The organism is Siminovitchia fortis, assembly GCF_007681465.1.
GTDB lineage: Bacteria > Bacillota > Bacilli > Bacillales > Bacillaceae_C > Siminovitchia > Siminovitchia fortis.
In genome coordinates this window covers 18,608-36,873 of record NZ_VEKZ01000037.1, presented here as the reverse complement: position 1 = coordinate 36,873, position 18,266 = coordinate 18,608, and the positions used below count along the sequence as shown (strand labels likewise).

The window sequence follows — 18,266 nt, the reverse complement described above, 5'->3', positions numbered from 1 at the left end:
AAAATGAAAATACCACAGTCCAAACGACCGTGGTAGACCCAATAATATACTTTCTTATCTTTTAAGAAAAGCGCAAGCGCCTTGCTCAGCGCGGGCAAACAAGACGATTTCCGAGGAGACAGTTTCGTAAGCGAACAGGGAAGCGGCTTGATCCTAGCGGGGCTAGGCGCCTGGAGCTGGACATTACGTAACCTTTGTTTCAAGAGAAAATTCAGTAAAATTTTAAACTTTCTTTAACTCCAAGAAAGAAGAAGTTTGCGGTTCGCAAGCTTCTTCTTTTTCCTTTAAGGATTTCTCTCACTATCATATGGCAGCACCGTCTTAAAGGTTCCCCCTTTGGATGTAAACCGATAGTGAATCGCCCCGTGCTCATCGGTCCGGAATATTCGGATATTTTCTTCCTCCAAAATTTCCAGGACCTCAGCATGGGGATGCCCATATCTGTTCGATTTTCCCGCTGAAATGATCGCATACTCAGGCTTTATCATTTGAATGAATGGCTCGCTTGACGAGCCCCTGCTCCCATGATGCCCCACCTTTAAGACATCAATATCAAGCCGGCTGTATCTTGATAGTACTTCCTGTTCTCCGCCTTTTTCCAAATCGCCGGTAAAAAGCCAGTCGATCCTCCCAAACGATGCATACAGGACAAGTGAATCATCATTCCCTTCATATTCATCATCAAATGGATAAATAAAATGAAATGACCCTGATTTGTTTTCCCACCCATACCCAGCTTTTACTTCTTTCACTGCTATCTTTTCTTTGAAGGCTTTATTTACGACATCCGCCATGATCGGCTTTATCCAGGAATTTGGGCTGATTAATATTTCTCCTATCTCCAATTCTCCGATCAGTTCATCGGCCGCTCCGATATGATCGGCATCACTGTGGGTCAGAATCAGTTTATCAATCCGGCTGATCCCTTTGCTTTTTAAAAAAGGAATCAGCGTATCTCTTCCCACCTTGAACGGCTTCCTTCTTTCCTGCCATTCGGCAACAGGGAAGCTGAGCTGTCCGCCCGTATCGATCATGTAAATTCCTTGGTTATAGGGAAGCTTGATCAAAATACTGTCGCCCTGTCCCACGTCAATGAAAACCACTTCTCCATAAGCCGAATACTTCTGGATGGCAGAATGGCAAATTAAAATGAAGATAAGGGGCAGCGCACATTTCAGTGGATGGATCCTTTTTTCCTTCAGAACGAAAAAAGCAAGGATGCCGCTTACAATGAAAATCATGCCCAAAGTCGATGGTTTTCCCGTCAATATAACTGAAAATGGCAAGGAGCCGGCTGCGGATGCTATTTTTTCCGACAGTTGTACAACCCGGTCGACTACCGCAGCAGTCATATTAAAAATTGGGGAGCCCGTAAATGAGACGGCAAAAAGGATGAAAACAGCGGGCAAAAGTATAAGGGTATAAAACGGGACAAAAAGGAGATTTGCCGCAATGCTGATCAAAGAAAATTCATAAAAATGATAAGAGAGGACAGGTAAAGAAGAAAGCATGGAAACTACCGATATGTTTATCATTTGCCAAAGGGCTTGCTCATTTTTGCGGAAAAAGTAACCTGATGATAATGTCAAAGCAAAGGTGACGGCGTAGGAGAGCTGAAAACCGATATGATAAATCAGCAAGGGGTCAAAAATCAGGAATAAAATGAAACTAAGCGAAAAAATATCCAATGTGGACAGCGGCAGACGCCATTTTTTTGAGGACAAAAGCAGGATGGCCATAATGACTGCCCTGATGACGGGAGGGTTTCCGCCGCTTAGGACTGCATATCCCGGCAGAAAAATGAAGAGTGTCCAAAAGACAGACTCTCTTGTCATGCCTGACCTTATGCACAGAAAAAAGACGATTCCGGCAATAATGCCGACATGAAGACCGGATATGGCCAGTAAATGCACGACTCCCAGCTGTTTATAGGAACGGTCGGCCTCCTCCGAAATGAGCGATCTTTCACCAAAAATAAGTGCAGCCGCATATGAAGCGAGCTTTTCCGGAAATTTGTTTTCAATCGTCTGAATGCCTGATGCCCGCATATTTTGCAAAACGCCTGCAGGAGATGCCTTGTTTAAATGACAATCGGTGGCGGTGATGCTGTCCGGCTCGAAAATCCAGTGGATATCCATTCTTTTTAAATATAGTTCATAATTGAAAGCATGCTCATTTCGATTTGCTTCGGGCCGCACCAATTGACCGTCCATGATACAGGTCAATCCGGAACGCAGATTGTGCATCAGGTCATTTTTTTGGTTTTCTGAAGGGATTTTATATAGGAGCATAAATTTTTCTTTATCCGGGGTTATTGCAACGGCTTTCAGCCGATTACCGTCAATTTGCGGATATTCTTTGAATGTCAGAGCAACCGCCTGAATTTTAGCAGGGGATTCGTATTGGGAAACGTTTGCTGTTTTCACGCGTTCACTGACAAAATAGAAAAACAGCATACATGTAATGTAAAGGGTAAGCAATTTAAAGCTTTCACGATGAATAACCCTGATCATCCCTAATGATGATATGAGGATGGGAATCAAATGAAGTTCAAAAGAAAGCAGGACGCCGGTAAAAGCTGCCAGCGCCATGTAAACCCACTTTCCAGACATTTTTTCCTCCTTTCGATTGATTGTGATGGGACCGTCATGCACCGTTCTTATTCATTTGCATAGGCAAATTTCATAAAGATGTCACGGTCGAGCGGCACCTGTTCCGTATGGACGCCGGCTTCCCCAAACAGCTCGATTGCATGCGGATGATTTTTATAATCCTCTGCGTAATAGACTGCTTTGATTCCCGCCTGGATGATCCCTTTCGTACACTGGAGGCAAGGGAAATGCGTCACGTAAATTTCCGCTCCATCGGTCGGAACCCCAAATTTTGCACATTGGATGATCGCGTTCATTTCGGCATGGATCGTCCTGACGCAATGCCCGTCAATGACATAACACCCATCATCAATACAATGGACACCGCCGGCGATCGATCCGTTATATCCACCTGCGATGATCCGGTTATCCCTGACAATGGTGGCGCCGACCGTAAGTCTCGTACAAGTGCTTCGGAATGATAATAAATGGCTTTGAGCCATAAAATATTGTTTCCACGATATTCTTTCCATAAGCTGCTCCCTTTTTTGACATTTTCTTTAGTTTATCGGCTTATCTCCACATCAGTCAATTGACAGAAATCGACTCCTGCAGTTTTTCAAATGTTTTTTCACCGATTCCTGATACATTCTGTATGTCTTCCACCTTTTTAAAAGGCCCCTGCTGTTCCCTGTAATCAATAATTGCCTGTGCTTTTGCCGGACCGATTCCCGGAAGGGTCTCAAGCTCCGATAACTCAGCGCGATTGATATTCACTTTCCCATTTGTCTGCCCGCTTGAAGGGGCTGCCATCACGGGTGGAGCATCCTCGATGGTCTCACCTTTTTCCGGTACATAAATGACCATTTCATCGTGCACTTTTTGAGCAAAGTTGATCTGCTTTTCATCGGCGGTTTCCAATAGCCCTCCGGCGTGTTCGATGGCATCGAGAACCCGGTCGCCCTCTTTCGCCTCATAAAGCCCCGGAAGAGAAACAGCCCCTTTTACATCTACAAAAACGGGTCCCGCTTCAACCTCCTCCTCCTCTTCAATAGGTTTTTCGGCCTTCTCCTCCATCACTGTCTGCAATGCCGCTGCATTCTTAGCCTCCATTTCATCTTTAGGTTTGCTTATAAAAAGAAAAACCGCGAGTACAGCCACAACACCGCTAATTAATATCGTTTTATGTTTTTCCAGCCAAATCATTTCAACTTGCCTGCCTTTCTCATATGAATATTTTTAATTGCTAAAGCATACATTGTCAGGAATAGAAAAGTTGAAGGGGGGAACAGCATGAAGGTCGGAATTATAGGAACAGGAAACATGGGAACCATTCTTCTAGAGGCCCTGATCACTGGCGGAGCGGTTTCTCCTTCGGATCTCATTGTTACAAATCGGACAAAATCTAAAGCTGACAGGCTTAAACATATCTATAAGAGCATCACGGTGGAAAACAGCCCGGATGAAGTGATCAAGCAATCGGACATTATTTTCATTTGTGTGAAGCCATTAGATATCATTTCTTTGATAAAAGAAAAAGCCGCTTTATTTAGTCGGGAAAAATGTCTTGTGTCGATCACCAGCCCCATTCAGGTGACGTGGCTGGAAGAAATGGTTGATGCATCGTGTGCAAGGATCATTCCAAGCATCACAAACAGGGCTCTGGCAGGAGTATCTTTGTTTACATTTGGAAATAAATGTGAAAATCATTGGAAAGATAAATTGTGGGAGATGTTATCCAAAGTATCCGTCCCGCTTGAAATAAACGAAAGCATTATTCGGGTTTCGTCGGATATTGTAAGCTGCGGTCCTGCTTTTATCAGTTTTTTGACAAGAAGCTTGATTGAGGCGGCTGCTTCAGAAACGAAAATTGATGAAGATACGGCAACCATGCTTGCGGAAAACATGCTGATCGGACTGGGAGAGCTTTTAAAGCAAAAACATTATACCCTTCCCGCCTTGCAGGAGAAAGTTTGTGTCAAAGGAGGTATTACAGGGGAAGGAATTGCTGTATTGGAGCAGGAAAAAGGGGAGATGTTTGAAAAACTTTTCCGTGCCACACATAAAAAATTTGCTGATGAAGCATTTCATATCCAGAAAAAATTCAACTCATAACTTATTCTATATTTAAAGCAAAATCCCTTCTGTTTTTTTATAAAATTTTTAAACCTTGCAGTTGGGCTGCGGCAACTGCGGGGAGCTGGGCCGGCGGCGACGGACTGGATGTCCTAGTGCCGCCGAAGCCACAGGATAAGGAAAGCTACGGCAGCATTACATCGCACGAAGAAAAAGCGTAAGCTTTTTCGAGGACGTGACACTCCTCCCCCTATCTTTTTCTGCATGAGAAAAAGATGCGCCGCGACGTTTCTTCCGGAGGGTCACTGCTAAAATCTGCGGAGACGGAAAGAACATCAAATCCGGCTTCATGGAGCCAATCCAAATAATCACTCACCGGATAGGTCCTCTGCTTGTGAAACTCATCGATCCGGCCATACAGTCCTGATTCTTCGTCTAAAACAAAAAAGGTCAAATCATGCTCAATTGAATGGGGATCTTCTCCTGGAAAAGAGTTCCATATATAGGCAATTTCATCCTCATTCCACGTAAATGTCTGGTTTGAAAAAATTTGTTCCATCTGATAAATGGAATGAACATCAAATAAAAACATACCGTTCGCTGCCAAATGCCGGTGTACATGACGGAAGGTGTCCCTCACTTCTTCGGGCTTTGACAGGTAATTGAGGGCGTCGCAAAATATGGTGGCAATGTCGCATTCCGGCAATCCCCCGAGCTTGCTCATATCCTGTTGGAATAAGGGAAAAACCACGCCTTCTTCAGCTGCTTTTTCAGCCGCAACAGCCAGCATATCCTCTGACATATCCACTCCTGTCACATCGAATCCCCGCTTGATCAGGCGGATGGACAGCTCTCCCGTTCCGCAGCCTAAATCAAGCACCCGGCTGCCGGGTGCCTGAAAGCGCTCCGTTTCCCCGCATAAATACCGGACCCAGCTCTCATACGGCGCATCAGCCATCAAGTGGTCATATACATACGCCATCTGTTCATAACTCACGGAGCCAATTCCTTTTGGATATTTTCAATCGGCGCATCTCCCCAAAGCCTCTCAAGATTGTAATAACTTCTTTCATCTCTATGGAACACGTGGGCAATCACATCGCCCATGTCAATCAAAACCCATCTCGCTTCCTCGAAGCCTTCTATCCTCTTGACATCCAGGCCCGTTTTCTCTGCAGCCGATTTCATTTCCCGTGCAATCGCCTGCACCTGTTTTTCCGATGTCCCGTGGCAGATGAGAAAATAATCCGCAATGAGCGAAACCCCCTGCATGTTCAGGACAACGATATCTTCCGCTTTTTTGTCATCGGCAGCTTTTACCACCGTTTTTAAAAGTGCTTTTGAATCCAAATTTTAACTCCTCCTTATTTTTTAATCATATCGTTATACGCTTCAAATGTATCAGGAAAAACAGGGACAGATTTGTCGATTAAAAATTTAATCGTATTGCCAAGAGATTTTTTCAAAGCTTCGTCCAAATCTGTTTCTGCAAGCATTCTGACTTCATCAAGACCTTCAAATTGCCTGCCCGGTTCAATATAATCCGCAATATAAATGATTTTTTCCAGAAGCGTCATGCCTGCCCTTCCGGTTGTGTGGTAGCGGATCGCATTGAAAATGTCTTCGTCGTCTATTCCTATTTCTTCACGGACAAGTACAGCTCCTGCAGGGCCATGCCACAGTTCGGGATGGTAGTCCAATAAGCGGGAATCAAGCTTGTAATCGGCAATGATTTTTTTCAACTCATTTATAGGAAGCAGTTTGGCATAATCGTGAAAAATCGCAGCCAAGACCGTTTTTTCAACATCCTCCCCATATTTGACGGCAAGCTTTTCAGCCGTATCCGCGACTCTGATTGTATGTTCGTATCGCGGCCCCGCTATTTTTTCATTGACTATAGTAAAAGCTTGTTCACGTTTCATATAAATGATTCTCCTCTATATAACGAATAACCTGATCCGGCAATAAATATTTTATGGACATCCTTTTTTTCACCCGGTCCCTGATCATGGAGGAAGAAATTTCAATCATGGGGACTTCCACAAACTGAACCGGATAGGGACTTTCCAACTTATAATTCGGGCGATTCGCGCCTACGAACTGAACAAGCTTGACCAACTCTTCAATGTTATACCAGTGGGGCAAAAATTCCACCATATCGGCTCCGATAATAAAAAAATAGTCATTATCCGGATTCTTCTCCCTTACGGTTTTCATCGTATCATATGTGTAGGAGCGCCCGTCCTGATTTAATTCTATTGTTTCTATAGAGAATTTCGGATGCCCATCGATGGCCCTTTCCAGCATGTCCAGGCGATTTTCCACTGACGTCCCGCTGTGCCGCTCTTTGTGTGGAGGTTCATGATTAGGCATGAATCTTACCTCATCAAGCCCCAAACGATCGAGTACTTCGTTTGCAATGATCAGATGCCCCAGATGTGGAGGATCAAACGTCCCTCCCAAAATGCCTATTTTCCTTTTCATCCGGATCAGCCCTTCGACGGAAGCTCGATTTGTTTGTTTTCGCGGGATTCCTTGTAAACAACGATGATCCTTCCGATGATTTGTACAAGTTCACCATCAGTACCTCTGACAATTTCCTCAGCCACGGTCTCCCTGTCTTCGTCACAGTTTTGGAGAATGCTTATTTTGAGCAGCTCCCGGGCTACCAAAGCATCCTTAATCTGTTTGATCATATTTTCGTTTACCCCGCCTTTTCCAACTTGAAAAATAGGCTGGAGATGGTGCGCTTTTGATCGTAAAAATCTTTTTTGCTTTCCAGTCAGCATGGCGATCCTCCCAAGATGTTAGTCAAAGTCCGTTTCATGCGTGCGGCATCCGGTTTTACATTTGTCCATTTTTCAAAAGCCAACGCTCCTTGATAAACGAGCATGCCAAGGCCGTTTTGTGTTTTGGCCCCTTTTTGTCGTGCCTGTTTAAGGAACAGTGATTCCGCCGGATTATAAATGATGTCGGAAACAAAAGCAGATGCACTGATTCCTTTTAATGAAATGGGGCTTTTATTTAGTTCGGGGGCCATCCCAATGGAAGTCGTCTGTATGATCAGGGAGTATTCCCCGACCTTTGCTTCTGCCTCTTCTAATGTCAGTGCTTTTGAATCGGCATCATATGGCTGGCCTGAAATTAAAGCTTCTGCTTTTTGAATTGTACGATTAGCTATATCCACCCGCTGAACCCCGATGGATAAGAGTGTATAATAGATGGCCTTTGCCGCTCCACCGGCACCAATAATTAAGGTACGTTCCCCAGCCAAATCCTTCTTCCAGTCCTCCTTGAGAGACTCCACAAACCCGGCGCCGTCGGTGTTATAGCCGACAAAAAAACCATTTTCCCTGACAACTGTGTTGACTGCACCGATTGCCCCGGCAAGCGGGTCGATTTTGTCCAATAATGGTATAATGGCTGTTTTGTGCGGGATCGTGACATTAAAGCCGTCAATCCCTATCACTTTCATTCCCTCTACGGCGGTTTTCAAATCCTTTCCTTCTATGCGGAAAGGATGGTAGTGTGCATCTATTCCAAGCTCCTTAAATTCTTTATTATGCATGGCCGGTGATAATGAGTGGGCAATCGGATCCCCGATGACGCCATATAGTTTTTTCAATCCAATCATCCTGTCTATATATTAAATAAGCGAAGGCCTTAATAAGACCGAAACGCCTTTTGGGGCATACGCCGCAACCTGTGCTCCGGGCTCTTTCAGCGTGACCCAGCCCAACCCCGAAAAGACGATATCCATTTTCTCATCCTTTAATTTGAATTCGTGCCTGACGAGCTCCGGAAAATGATCAAGCTCCTCTTTTCCGGGCGGCTGCAGCATCTCGCCGAGGTGCTTTTCATACAGCCCGTCCGCCTTTTCAAGCTTGGTCCGGTGGATATCGATGCTGTTGGCCAAATAACAAACAACAGACCTTCGGCCACCGTTTATGTAATCAAGCCTTGCAAGCCCTCCGAAGAATAGTGTCTGTTTTTCATTTAATTGATAGACACGCGGTTTGATTTCTTTTTTAGGCGTGATGATTTTTAAATCTTTTTTACTTACATAGTGTGCCATTTGATGATGGTTGATGATGCCGGGCGTATCGATCAAGTTTTTTCCGTCATCCAGCGGAATTTCAATCATATCCAATGTTGTGCCCGGTACATGCGAGGTGGTGATGACATCCTTCCCGCCTGCAGCGAGCTTAATGACGCGATTGATGAATGTCGACTTCCCTACATTAGTACAGCCGACAACATACACATCTTTTCCCTGGCGCAGATGGTCGATTTCAACAAGCGCTTCCCGGATCCCATGGCCTTTCTCTGCACTGACAAGCAATACATCCAAAGGGCTGAGTCCCAATTCCTTCGCTTGTTTTTTCATCCAGTTGGCCAATTTATTTTTGTTTGTCGATTTTGGCAGAAGGTCCACTTTATTGCCGACCAAAAGAACCGGATTTTTGCCGACAAATCTTTGAAGGCCGGGAATCCAGCTTCCGTTGAAATCAAATATATCAATGATCTTGACAATCAGGCTCTCTGTCTTGCCGATCGCATGCAGGATATCGAGAAAGCTTTGATCCGACAGCTCCACATCCTGCACCTCGTTATAATGTCTTAACCGAAAGCATCTTTGGCAGATGATTTCTTCTTTTTCCAACGCGGAACGCGGAGTATACCCGAGTTCGCCCGGCCTGTCGGTCTGGATGGCTGCACCGCAGCCGATGCAATGTTCATTGTTCACATTTATTCCTCCCAATTAATTAAACCCTTGCGTCTGAACGAAGCCATGATCCTTCTTTCCACCATCCGGTTAAAGCGCGTGAAAAAACCGTCTGACTGGGCAACCGGGACAACGAGAATCGTATAAAATCCGGCCCGCTTCCCTCCGAATACGTCGGTCAACAGCTGGTCCCCGATAATCACAGTCTCTTCGCGTGACAAACCCATTTCTTTAACAGCCCGCATAAAAGCTTTCCTTGAAGGTTTTCTGGCTCTATGAATAAACGGGATATTCAATGGATTGGAGAAGGCCCCTACCCTTTTTTCATTATTATTCGACACAATCGTCACTTTCATGTCATGGTTCTTCAGCTCTTCCAGCCAATCAATCAGTTCGGGGGTGGCATACGGGCGGTCCCATTCGACAAGCGTGTTATCCAAATCCGTAATAATGCCTTTAATCCCCTTTTCTTTTAAAACAGCCGGGTTGATTGAAAAAATACTTTTAACATACTCATTTGGTAAAAATCGTTTCAACAACTTGTGCACCCCATTATGATTTCATCATATTTCCATCTTATTAAATCTGCCAATGAGTTTCAAAATATTACAAGAAGAAATATATTGCCTAAACTTTTCGACAAATTCCAACACCCATCCAAATTGTGGGTAACTTTATGAACACGAAAAAAGGTATCAACGAACGGTTTCCATCTTGTTATAAACAAATTAACCACAAGTTATCCACCGCATGTTGTGGATAAAGGAACGCTTGTTCCACGGGGCTTTCTTTGCTAAAGTGAAGTTACAAATAAAAGAACCTATCATTTTATTCAAAACCGCCAAGCTTTAGAACGTGAATTTTTCATGGAGGTGAAGCTGATGAAAAGGTTATCCGATGAATTATTGATTGAAACTTACTTTAAAGCAAAAAAATTGAATTTATGCCCCGAATTCATCAGTCTGATGGAATCCGAAATAGAAAGACGCTCATTGGCTCGTCGTTCAAAAATTTCCTGTTGAAAATAATGGCAATAAAGCACCTGTCCCAGGTGCTTTTTATTTCCCTCCGGTTAACCGTCCAAGCGGGTCACCCATCCGGATTTCACAGGACGGCTTCATAAGATCACCTGGAACAAAGGCCCCTTTTTGGAATAGAAGAAGTACCGTGGATCCGAAGGAAAAATAGGCGGCTTCCTCTCCTTTTTTCCATTCATGCTTTCTGTTCGTAACAACGACAGAATTAATGAGCATGGCTCCCACTTTTACCAGGGCTACCGTCGTTTTCTCAGAAGAAATTTCAGTGATCACCCGATAGTTTTTCGCCAAAACGGAGCGTCCGAATTTTAATCCAAGCCGATTGACGGGAAACGATCTTTTGCCCAAAGAGTAGCAATTGACCACTTTTCCGCTCACAGGGCTGTGAATTCTGTGATAATGGGAAGGGCTCAAGTATATAATGATATACGTGCCGCCTTCATACTTTTCAGCCTGAAGCTTGCCGCCAAGCATCTCAGCGATAGAATATGATTTTCCCTTTGCAATGATTTCCCTGCCGGACGTAATGGTACCGGCATCTTCTATTATACCGTCCACAGGGCTTGCGACACTGTCCGGTATATGATCGACTTTTCTTGCCCCTTCTTTCAGGCGCCTTGTAAAAAAGGAATGCAAAGTTGGATATGCATGGATGTCTTTTGCCATCTCTTCCTTATTTATTTGATAGAAGGCAGCGTAGGATTTGATGAACGGCCTGCTCATCCGGGAATTTGTAAATTTCCTTATTGCTGCCGATGTAAAAGGTCCATTCGTTAGTTCAATAAAAAAGCGATATAGAGCCGCTTTCAATCTCATTGCCCCCAAACAAAACTAAAAATTTATGCTTAACTTTATGAAAAAGAAGTCATATAATTATATAGAAGTATCTATTTTACCGAAAAGGAGGAGTGTTATGCTTCTGTCCGATGTCGTCGATCACACCATAAAAAAATTGAAAGCCCAAACGGCCAATGTCCTGACATTCGTGAACATGGGACTGGGCGGATTCGCCATTGTCGCCGGGATACAGGGCCAGCTTCATTTAAGTCTCCTGCTTATTTTCTTGGCAGCAATGGCAGATCGTTTTGACGGAATGGCTGCAAGAAAGCTTCAAATCGAATCAGAGCTGGGAAAACAGCTTGATTCCATGAGTGATATCATCTCTTTCGGTGTAGCACCTGCTTTGTTATTATACCAAGGAATTTTGAATTTGTTTGGTTTTCCGGGCGTCTTTTTTACAATATTTTATATAGGCTGTGGTGCTTTCCGTCTTGCAAGGTTCAATATTTCCGAGAATCACGGTTTTTTTACCGGGCTTCCCATTACTGCAGCAGGCTGCCTGCTTACTTTCAGTTACTTGGCAATCCCTTATCTCCCACCGTTTTCATTCTTGTTTATCACTCTCGTTCTATCACTTCTCATGATCAGCACATTTACATTGAAAAAGGTATAATGAAAAGCCAGTTTCGCTTTGGCCGCGAAACTGGCTTTATGCTAATATTTATTTCCTTTCATCCTCCATATTCTTTTCCGCCTTCTTTTCTTTTAAGAGGTAATCCTGAAAAATAGCTCCGCCTTCATAAATCATCCGCTGCACTTCCAATTCATATTGAATGCATCCGTAATTGTTTCCCGGCAAATATCCCATACCTCCCCCTGCTTTTTTCGCTAATCTCCTTTTTGTCCGCCCTTCATATTTTTCATCTTGTCTTTTTCAGCCCTGTAAAATTCATGGAACATTTTCATCAGAGCCCTCTTTTCAATCCGGGAAACATAACTTCTTGAAATGCCGAGTTCTTTGGCTATTTCCCGCTGTGTCCGTTCCTTTTCGAGATTCAGCCCGAATCTGCCGATGATCACTTCCTTTTCCCTTTCATCCAATACATCGATATATTCCTTGATTTTCTCCAGCTCCATATTCAGTTGAATCGTATCAAAAATATCCTCCGCATCGGATTTCAATACATCGATCAAAGAGATCTCATTGCCTTCTTTATCCTGGCCGATGGGGTCATGGAGAGAAACGTCCTTGCGTGTCTTTTTCAGCGCCCTCAAGTGCATAAGAATCTCATTTTCTATGCAGCGGGCCGCATATGTCGCAAGTTTTGTTCCTTTTCCGAACGAATAACTTTCAATGGCCTTGATCAGTCCGATGGTGCCGATGGAAATCAAGTCTTCTGAGTCTTCCCCCGTATTTTCAAACTTCTTTACGATGTGGGCGACAAGCCGGAGATTATGTTCAATCAATATGTTTCGTGCTTCTTCATCCCCTTCAGCCATTCTCATTAAGTACTTTTTTTCATCTTCCGGAGAAAGCGGCTGAGGAAATGCATTATTTTTTACATATGACACAAGAAAGACCAGTTCTTTAAATAGCAAGCCGATAGCCGTCAGAATTCCCGACAATTCCTCACCCCCCTGATGTAATGACCCGCTGGTTACATGTATATGATGAGGAAAAAGGACAATTGCTTGTCTAGGATAAAATAGTTCTGTCCACAAAGGCTTTGTTATGAATAACAGGATGATTATCATATAATAAAAGAAATTCTAAAGGAGGAGAGTCCCTTTGACGCCAAATACATATTCAATGACTTGGAATCTCGATGATTTTTTCCCTGGCGGCAGTTCATCCAAAGAATTTCATGCTCATCTTAAGAAAGTGGAAGAAGACATTCATTCGTTTGAAAAAAGCATAAAAGACTGGGATGCTGCAAGCAGCAAAGATACAGGGCTGGCCGCTATATTGAAAAAATTTCAAAAGGCCGATTTGGGCCTTGAACAAGCCGAATCATTCGTATCATGCCTTCAGGCACAAAATATGGGCGATGTAAAAGCGAATGAACTAAGGGGAATTGTGACCTCATTGGCTTCGAAATTCAATACGGCAGTGACCCATCTCGATAAGGCCCTTGTGCAAATTGATGACTCCGTTTGGCAGAGGCTGATTGAACAGGATCATTTGAAGGAACTGCATTTCGTTTTAAATGAAAGACGCAGGCAGGCGGCTGAAAAACTGTCAAAAGAAGAAGAGGCCCTTATCAACGATTTGGCTGTGGACGGCTTTCACGGCTGGGAAGAGATGTATGATGCGATTGTTAGCCAACTGAACATTCCTTTTAAAGAAAATGGCAAGGAAGTCCATCTATCCGTCGGCCAGGCCCAAAATAAGTTATCAAGCCATGACAGGCAAGTAAGGAAAAGAGTGTTCGATGAATGGGAAAAAGCTTGGGGTGAGAAAGCAGAACTGCTTGCCGCCACGTTAAATCACCTATCCGGATTTCGCTTGGCCGTTTATAAAAAGCGGGAATGGAATGATGTTTTAAAAGAGGCGTTGGAATATAACCGCATGAGCAAAGAAACGCTGGATATCATGTGGAAGGTTATTTCTGACAACAAGAAGCCTTTTGTCGAATTCCTTGAAAGAAAAGCGAGCCTGCTTGGAGTTGACAAACTGAATTGGTATGACCTGGATGCTCCTGTAACAGAATCTGCAAAAGCATACAGCTACCAGGAAGGCGCCTCCTTTATCATTCGTCATTTCGGGGAGTTTGGCAGCGAGCTTGCCCGTTTTGCCGAAAAGGCATTCGAAGGCAGGTGGATTGAAGCTGAAGACCGGCCGGGAAAGCGTCCGGGAGGCTTTTGTACATCTTTTCCCTTAAGCGGTCAGTCCAGGATTTTCATGACGTACTCAGACACATACGATAATGTATCAACTCTTGCTCATGAATTGGGGCATGCCTTCCACACTTATGCTATGAAAGATGTCCATCCTTTAAATTGCCATTATGCAATGAATGTGGCTGAAACTGCCTCGACTTTCGCAGAGACGCTTGTCGCAGATGCAGCGCTCGAACTGGCAAAAGATGATGGGGAAAAGCTTGCGCTTCTTGAAAGCAAAATACAAAACTCCATTGCCTTGCTCATGAACATCCATGCCCGCTTCCTCTTTGAGACACGCTTTTATGAAGAGCGCAAAAAAGGAATGGTGAGCACTGCAAGACTGAATGAAATGATGGAAGCTGCGCAGAAAGAAGCTTATGCGGATTCATTGGGACTGTATCACCCGCATTTTTGGGGGTCCAAACTTCATTTTTATATTACGGATGTCCCTTTCTATAATTTCCCTTATACGTTCGGATATTTATTTTCACTCGGCATATACGCCCATGCGAAGAAGGAAGGGAAAGAATACGAACAAAAGTACATTTCACTTTTGAAAGACACCGGAAGAATGACGGTCGAAGAACTGGCGAAAAAACATCTGGGAGCGGATCTGACGAAAGAAGAGTTTTGGCAGGCCGGCGTTGATCTTTGTATAAAAGATGTCGAAGAGTTTCTCAGCATGACTAAATAACAGGAAAGCCGAAGGTGTCCCCCTGACCCTTCGGCTTTCCATTATTTTTCCAGCCCCTTTATCATTTCCATGACAAGGTTTGCTGAGTTGACTGAGGCTGTTTCAATGAATTTGTCAAATGAGATCTCCGATTTCTGGCCGGCAATATCTGATAGGGACCTGATGACGACAAATGGAATGTCAAATTGATGGGCCACTTGGGCAATCGCTGCCCCTTCCATTTCCACTGCCTGTATGTTCGGGAATTTCCCGCGGACAAATTCAACTTTTTCTGGATCGCTCATAAACGTATCGCCAGTGGCAATCAGTCCCCTGACCGCCTGGACCCCTTCAACCGAACGTGCTGCAGCCTCGGCAACTTCTATCATTTTTCCATCTGCCTCAAAGGCCTCCGGCAGCTGAGGAACCTGGCCGTATTTGTAACCAAAAGCAGTTACATCGACATCATGATGGCGAACTTCGCTTGAGATGACAAGATCGCCAATTTTGAGTTCAGGATTATATCCACCTGCAGAACCTGTATTGATCACTGCATCAGGTTTGTATCGATCCAACAGAATGGTTGCAGCCATGGCAGCATTTACTTTTCCGATCCCTGATCTTGATAGGATGACTTCTTTATCGTGTAGCTTTCCGATGAAATACTCACAATGGGCAATCACTTCTGTCATTTGAACATCCATTTTTTCACGAAGAAGCTCAACCTCTTCTTCCATCGCCCCGATAACTGCTATTTTCATTATTTAAACTCCCTTGTCTTTATCTTTTATCATTCTGTATCAATTTTTTTACTTCGACAGGCTTCCAGCCTTCACCATCTACCCATTCGATATAGACGCGGTATGTTTCATCGCTGCCCTTTGCGGATACTGTCAATTCGGCCTGATTTTCAGGATTATCTCCGCCTGTGACCCACCAGGCCGTCATGTTGTCAACAGGAATATCTACGGCATAGGCGGCAGCCTTAAGCTTTTCATTCCAGTCGGTTGTTCCCATGTTATAGGAAGATTGATGGCCGTTCACCTGCTCAGTCCCAATCGGTTTCCAAGCCGGATTGACGAGGACCTTCTCAACATTCGGCTCATCGCTTTCCGACTCTTCCAATTTTCCTTCTTCATCTTTATCTTCTTCGGCATCCGGCTCATCTTCATTTTCATCGGTCTGTACGTTCTTTTCATCAGACGTTTGATCATTTTGCTTTGCCTCCTCGGTTTTCGGCTTGCTTTCCGCCTGCTCTTTATCAGTATCGCTTCCTCCGAAAAAAATGGAACCACCAACAAGCAAAATCAAAATGATGACAACCGCAATAAGCGTGTTTAAAATAATATTCGTTTTCCTCCGTTTTGCACGGAGAGAAGAGCGTGATTTATCATCTTTGAAATCAATCGGCATTAAAAATCCCCCCCGTCATTGAACCTATAATATCATGGACAAGGGAAAACATGCACCCATTTTTCACCCGGAAGGCACTGCGTGATCAACTTCGGATTCTTTTTGGCCATAAATCATTTGCACAATATCAGCAAACAGCGGATTGACCCCGCCCTGATCGCCGGGCACATCCATATTTACAGTAACCAGCACATATTGCGGGTCATCGAATGGAAAATAACCCGCAAACCATTTATGGTGAAGCTGCTGCCCTTCACGAATCACGGATGTTTCGGCTGTACCGGTTTTCCCCGCCACCTGATAGGGAAGATCATTCATCATGTGTCCTGTCCCTTCAGGATCAGTCACTACTTTTCTAAGCAGCTGCTGCAATTTAATCGCTGCAAATGGTGATATCCGCTCGCCGTCGGGCTGTTGCCGGTCAAACGAAGCCATTGTCGTCCCATCACCATATTGGATTTCGGATACGGCCCTTACCGTCATTTTTTCTCCCCCTCTGGCAATGGCAGCCATCATGTTTGCCACTGATATCGGGGAAAGGCGGACCTCCTGTTGGCCGATCCCGGTCTGTGCTATGAAGTTTCGGTCTTTTCTGCTGTCATTGTCGGCAAAAATTCTTCCGGGATCGTGTTCAAACTGTTTGAATCCGCTCAGTTGAAACACATCCCCCTGCCATGAGACAGCTTCAAGCAATCCGAGCTTACGTGCATAATTTTCAAGAATCATTGGGTCTTTTTCCATTAAAGATCCGGCCAGTTCCGCAAAGGTGCGATTGCAGCTCCTGGCAAAGCTTTCTTCAAAATTAAGCCGGCCAAGATTCCGCTCTGCAGGGTTTCCCCTTATATCCAAATCACAGCGAAACTGATCCTTTTCTTCCACAATCCCTTCTTCTATCGCCGCTGCGGCAACGACTGTTTTAAATACCGATCCCGGGATGAGCTGCTTGAACATCATATTTTTTGATCCTTCATCCAAGAAGGGATCTTTACTGTTGATATGGGGCCTTGAGGCCACTGCCAGTATATCATTTGTTTTTACATCAAGCAGGATTGCGCCGCCCTTTTGAATGTGATGTTCATCCAACAAGGCTTCGATTTCTTTTTGCAAAGATTGGTCAATCGTTGTTTTGGCCTCTAATGGAAAAAATGGGTTTGCCTGCCCTGCATATTTTACATCAATCCCAAATAAAGGATTTCCAACCCCATCAACATGATAGACAAATTTTGTTTCACTTTCAGCCTGCAAAAACTCATCAAAGGTTTTTTCCAAACCGGAAAGGCCGACGGCTTTATTTCTCCAATCTTTATCAGGGTAGCGGGTCTTAAAAATCTCCTCATTTTCCCCATAAATGCCGATGAATTGTCCAGCGGGGGGATGCTCGGGTAATATTTTCTTTTTAACGGCGAACACTCCGGGAATTTGAAGCTGATTGATGTTCTCTGCTTGCTGTTCTGTCAATAATAGCGGGTCCTTCCCCCCTGCTAAGACAGGCTCCTTGGATGCCTCTACCTGATTGATAAGGTCCCGATGGGATATGTTTAAGATTTTTGCAACCTCCGAGCTGTTCCAGTCCATGTTTTTAATAAATGGAAAGATGACAAGTACGGATTTTTCTTCGAAGGAAAGCGGGTTCCCGTTCCTGTCAAGGAACTGTCCCCTTCCGTCATCCAAAATCAGCTCATGTGTCCTTTGCCGGACACTTTCTTTGATCAGATTCACGTTGTTTTCAGAAAAATTTTCAGCCTGAAATAATTGTATTTGCATCAGCCTTCCGAGGAGGCCGGCCATCATCATAAATATAAGAACAGTTATAAATAATATACGTTTTTGCAGCATTTCAAGCACCTCTTTCCCATTGTTGCCGCCAAGGGAAAGAGATATAACTGTCAGTAAAAAATCACCGGCACAGCCCCATTTAAAAAACACGGTAACCCTATGAGGGCTTCCGTGTTTTTGTCGCGCTCTTGTTTCGTCTAGCTCCAGCGCCTATCGACTAGCAGACTTCGTACCTGGTGTGCTCCTGCGGCGTAGCTTATTCGAGGATGTTTGGCGAACATCATAGCAAAGCTGCACGACGCCAACTCGAG

The 18,266-nt window shown here is 44.3% G+C and carries 21 protein-coding genes; 4 read left to right on the top strand and 17 right to left on the bottom strand.

Annotated features, from left to right (window positions below):
• Nucleotides 1–284: 284 nt before the first annotated feature.
• The 3 genes from FS666_RS12485 to FS666_RS12475 are packed head-to-tail and all read right to left on the bottom strand — an operon-like array spanning nt 285 to nt 3,797.
• Nucleotides 285–2,612 carry a DNA internalization-related competence protein ComEC/Rec2 gene (locus FS666_RS12485; RefSeq protein WP_144463481.1) on the bottom strand — a complete coding sequence of 776 codons (2,328 nt, stop codon included), beginning with the start codon at nt 2,610–2,612 and terminating at the stop codon, nt 285–287.
• Between the two features lie 47 nt (nt 2,613–2,659).
• Nucleotides 2,660–3,124: a ComE operon protein 2 gene (locus FS666_RS12480; protein ID WP_120068649.1), complete on the bottom strand. Its 465-nt coding sequence runs from the start codon at nt 3,122–3,124 to the stop codon at nt 2,660–2,662.
• Between the two features lie 55 nt (nt 3,125–3,179).
• The gene (locus FS666_RS12475; RefSeq protein WP_120068652.1) at nt 3,180–3,797 is read right to left on the bottom strand and encodes a helix-hairpin-helix domain-containing protein; all 618 of its coding nucleotides are present in this window, start codon (nt 3,795–3,797) and stop codon (nt 3,180–3,182) included.
• Nucleotides 3,798–3,848: 51 nt separating this feature from the next.
• Between FS666_RS12475 and comER the strand changes: the two genes are divergently transcribed.
• Nucleotides 3,849–4,706, top strand: coding sequence for a late competence protein ComER (comER, locus tag FS666_RS12470; RefSeq protein ID WP_260842226.1), 858 nt, complete (start codon nt 3,849–3,851; stop codon nt 4,704–4,706).
• Nucleotides 4,707–4,917: 211 nt separating this feature from the next.
• On the opposite strand, the gene FS666_RS12465 is transcribed toward comER, so the two are convergent.
• The 8 genes from FS666_RS12465 to FS666_RS12430 are packed head-to-tail and all read right to left on the bottom strand — an operon-like array spanning nt 4,918 to nt 9,932.
• A complete protein-coding gene (locus FS666_RS12465; RefSeq protein WP_120068658.1) occupies nt 4,918–5,664 on the bottom strand; it encodes a class I SAM-dependent DNA methyltransferase in 747 nt (248 codons plus the stop codon).
• Nucleotides 5,661–6,017, bottom strand: a complete 357-nt coding sequence (gene rsfS / locus FS666_RS12460; protein ID WP_120068661.1) for a ribosome silencing factor — start codon at nt 6,015–6,017, stop codon at nt 5,661–5,663. Before rsfS ends, FS666_RS12465 begins: the two co-directional genes overlap by 4 nt.
• Nucleotides 6,018–6,031: 14 nt before the next feature.
• Entirely contained in the window at nt 6,032–6,589 is a 558-nt protein-coding gene (gene yqeK / locus FS666_RS12455; protein WP_120068665.1) for a bis(5'-nucleosyl)-tetraphosphatase (symmetrical) YqeK, read from the bottom strand.
• On the bottom strand, nt 6,579–7,151 hold the full coding sequence (locus FS666_RS12450; protein WP_120068668.1) for a nicotinate-nucleotide adenylyltransferase: 573 nt from the start codon (nt 7,149–7,151) through the stop codon (nt 6,579–6,581). The genes yqeK and FS666_RS12450 overlap by 11 nt, the downstream gene beginning before the upstream one ends.
• 5 nt (nt 7,152–7,156) lie before the next feature.
• On the bottom strand, nt 7,157–7,456 hold the full coding sequence (yhbY, locus tag FS666_RS12445) for a ribosome assembly RNA-binding protein YhbY (RefSeq protein ID WP_144463482.1): 300 nt from the start codon (nt 7,454–7,456) through the stop codon (nt 7,157–7,159).
• On the bottom strand, nt 7,450–8,292 hold the full coding sequence (gene aroE, locus FS666_RS12440) for a shikimate dehydrogenase (protein WP_120068674.1): 843 nt from the start codon (nt 8,290–8,292) through the stop codon (nt 7,450–7,452). Before aroE ends, yhbY begins: the two co-directional genes overlap by 7 nt.
• Nucleotides 8,293–8,313: 21 nt before the next feature.
• On the bottom strand, nt 8,314–9,414 hold the full coding sequence (yqeH, locus tag FS666_RS12435) for a ribosome biogenesis GTPase YqeH (RefSeq protein ID WP_144463483.1): 1,101 nt from the start codon (nt 9,412–9,414) through the stop codon (nt 8,314–8,316).
• Nucleotides 9,415–9,416: 2 nt separating this feature from the next.
• Entirely contained in the window at nt 9,417–9,932 is a 516-nt protein-coding gene (locus tag FS666_RS12430; protein ID WP_120068681.1) for a YqeG family HAD IIIA-type phosphatase, read from the bottom strand.
• A 342-nt stretch (nt 9,933–10,274) separates the two neighbouring features.
• On the opposite strand from FS666_RS12430, the gene sda reads away from it, so the two are divergent.
• On the top strand, nt 10,275–10,415 hold the full coding sequence (gene sda / locus FS666_RS12425; RefSeq protein WP_120068684.1) for a sporulation histidine kinase inhibitor Sda: 141 nt from the start codon (nt 10,275–10,277) through the stop codon (nt 10,413–10,415).
• A gap of 36 nt (nt 10,416–10,451) precedes the next feature.
• Here the strand turns inward: sda and FS666_RS12420 are convergent, their stop codons facing one another.
• Entirely contained in the window at nt 10,452–11,246 is a 795-nt protein-coding gene (locus tag FS666_RS12420; protein ID WP_390615371.1) for a phosphatidylserine decarboxylase, read from the bottom strand.
• Between the two features lie 97 nt (nt 11,247–11,343).
• On the opposite strand from FS666_RS12420, the gene pssA reads away from it, so the two are divergent.
• Nucleotides 11,344–11,883, top strand: coding sequence for a CDP-diacylglycerol--serine O-phosphatidyltransferase (gene pssA / locus FS666_RS12415; protein ID WP_144463484.1), 540 nt, complete (start codon nt 11,344–11,346; stop codon nt 11,881–11,883).
• Between the two features lie 48 nt (nt 11,884–11,931).
• Here pssA and FS666_RS19825 read toward each other — a convergent pair whose 3' ends face one another.
• Both FS666_RS19825 and sigK read right to left on the bottom strand, forming a co-directional pair.
• A complete protein-coding gene (locus FS666_RS19825; protein WP_164876248.1) occupies nt 11,932–12,078 on the bottom strand; it encodes a hypothetical protein in 147 nt (48 codons plus the stop codon).
• A gap of 20 nt (nt 12,079–12,098) precedes the next feature.
• Nucleotides 12,099–12,836, bottom strand: a complete 738-nt coding sequence (sigK, locus tag FS666_RS12410) for an RNA polymerase sporulation sigma factor SigK (RefSeq protein WP_144463485.1) — start codon at nt 12,834–12,836, stop codon at nt 12,099–12,101.
• 163 nt (nt 12,837–12,999) lie between these two features.
• Here sigK and FS666_RS12405 point away from each other — a divergent pair, with 163 nt between their 5' ends.
• Nucleotides 13,000–14,787 (top strand): M3 family oligoendopeptidase, encoded by a 1,788-nt coding sequence (locus FS666_RS12405; RefSeq protein WP_144463486.1) that lies wholly within the window; start codon nt 13,000–13,002, stop codon nt 14,785–14,787.
• Between the two features lie 41 nt (nt 14,788–14,828).
• Here the strand turns inward: FS666_RS12405 and mtnN are convergent, their stop codons facing one another.
• The 3 genes from mtnN to FS666_RS12390 form a co-directional block, all read right to left on the bottom strand.
• Nucleotides 14,829–15,527, bottom strand: a complete 699-nt coding sequence (gene mtnN, locus FS666_RS12400) for a 5'-methylthioadenosine/S-adenosylhomocysteine nucleosidase (RefSeq protein WP_144463487.1) — start codon at nt 15,525–15,527, stop codon at nt 14,829–14,831.
• Nucleotides 15,528–15,546: 19 nt separating this feature from the next.
• The gene (locus FS666_RS12395) at nt 15,547–16,179 is read right to left on the bottom strand and encodes a DUF1510 family protein (RefSeq protein WP_144463488.1); all 633 of its coding nucleotides are present in this window, start codon (nt 16,177–16,179) and stop codon (nt 15,547–15,549) included.
• 63 nt (nt 16,180–16,242) lie between these two features.
• Nucleotides 16,243–18,015: a peptidoglycan D,D-transpeptidase FtsI family protein gene (locus tag FS666_RS12390; RefSeq protein ID WP_144463489.1), complete on the bottom strand. Its 1,773-nt coding sequence runs from the start codon at nt 18,013–18,015 to the stop codon at nt 16,243–16,245.
• Nucleotides 18,016–18,266 lie beyond the last annotated feature (251 nt).

Bases quoted from the DNA above. Each gene is read 5' to 3' on its own strand.
- mtnN (WP_144463487.1), bottom strand. From the start codon at position 15,527: ATGAAAATAGCAGTTATCGGGGCGATGGAAGAAGAGGTTGAGCTTCTT.
- FS666_RS12450 (WP_120068668.1), bottom strand. From the start codon at position 7,151: ATGAAAAGGAAAATAGGCATTTTGGGAGGGACGTTTGATCCTCCACAT.
- FS666_RS12390 (WP_144463489.1), bottom strand. From the start codon at position 18,015: ATGCTGCAAAAACGTATATTATTTATAACTGTTCTTATATTTATGATG.
- FS666_RS12420 (WP_390615371.1), bottom strand. From the start codon at position 11,246: ATGAGATTGAAAGCGGCTCTATATCGCTTTTTTATTGAACTAACGAAT.
- pssA (WP_144463484.1), top strand. From the start codon at position 11,344: ATGCTTCTGTCCGATGTCGTCGATCACACCATAAAAAAATTGAAAGCC.
- sda (WP_120068684.1), top strand. From the start codon at position 10,275: ATGAAAAGGTTATCCGATGAATTATTGATTGAAACTTACTTTAAAGCA.
- FS666_RS12475 (WP_120068652.1), bottom strand. From the start codon at position 3,797: ATGATTTGGCTGGAAAAACATAAAACGATATTAATTAGCGGTGTTGTG.
- FS666_RS12485 (WP_144463481.1), bottom strand. From the start codon at position 2,612: ATGTCTGGAAAGTGGGTTTACATGGCGCTGGCAGCTTTTACCGGCGTC.
- FS666_RS19825 (WP_164876248.1), bottom strand. From the start codon at position 12,078: ATGGGATATTTGCCGGGAAACAATTACGGATGCATTCAATATGAATTG.
- yqeK (WP_120068665.1), bottom strand. From the start codon at position 6,589: ATGAAACGTGAACAAGCTTTTACTATAGTCAATGAAAAAATAGCGGGG.
- yhbY (WP_144463482.1), bottom strand. From the start codon at position 7,456: ATGCTGACTGGAAAGCAAAAAAGATTTTTACGATCAAAAGCGCACCAT.
- FS666_RS12395 (WP_144463488.1), bottom strand. From the start codon at position 16,179: ATGCCGATTGATTTCAAAGATGATAAATCACGCTCTTCTCTCCGTGCA.
- FS666_RS12480 (WP_120068649.1), bottom strand. From the start codon at position 3,124: ATGGAAAGAATATCGTGGAAACAATATTTTATGGCTCAAAGCCATTTA.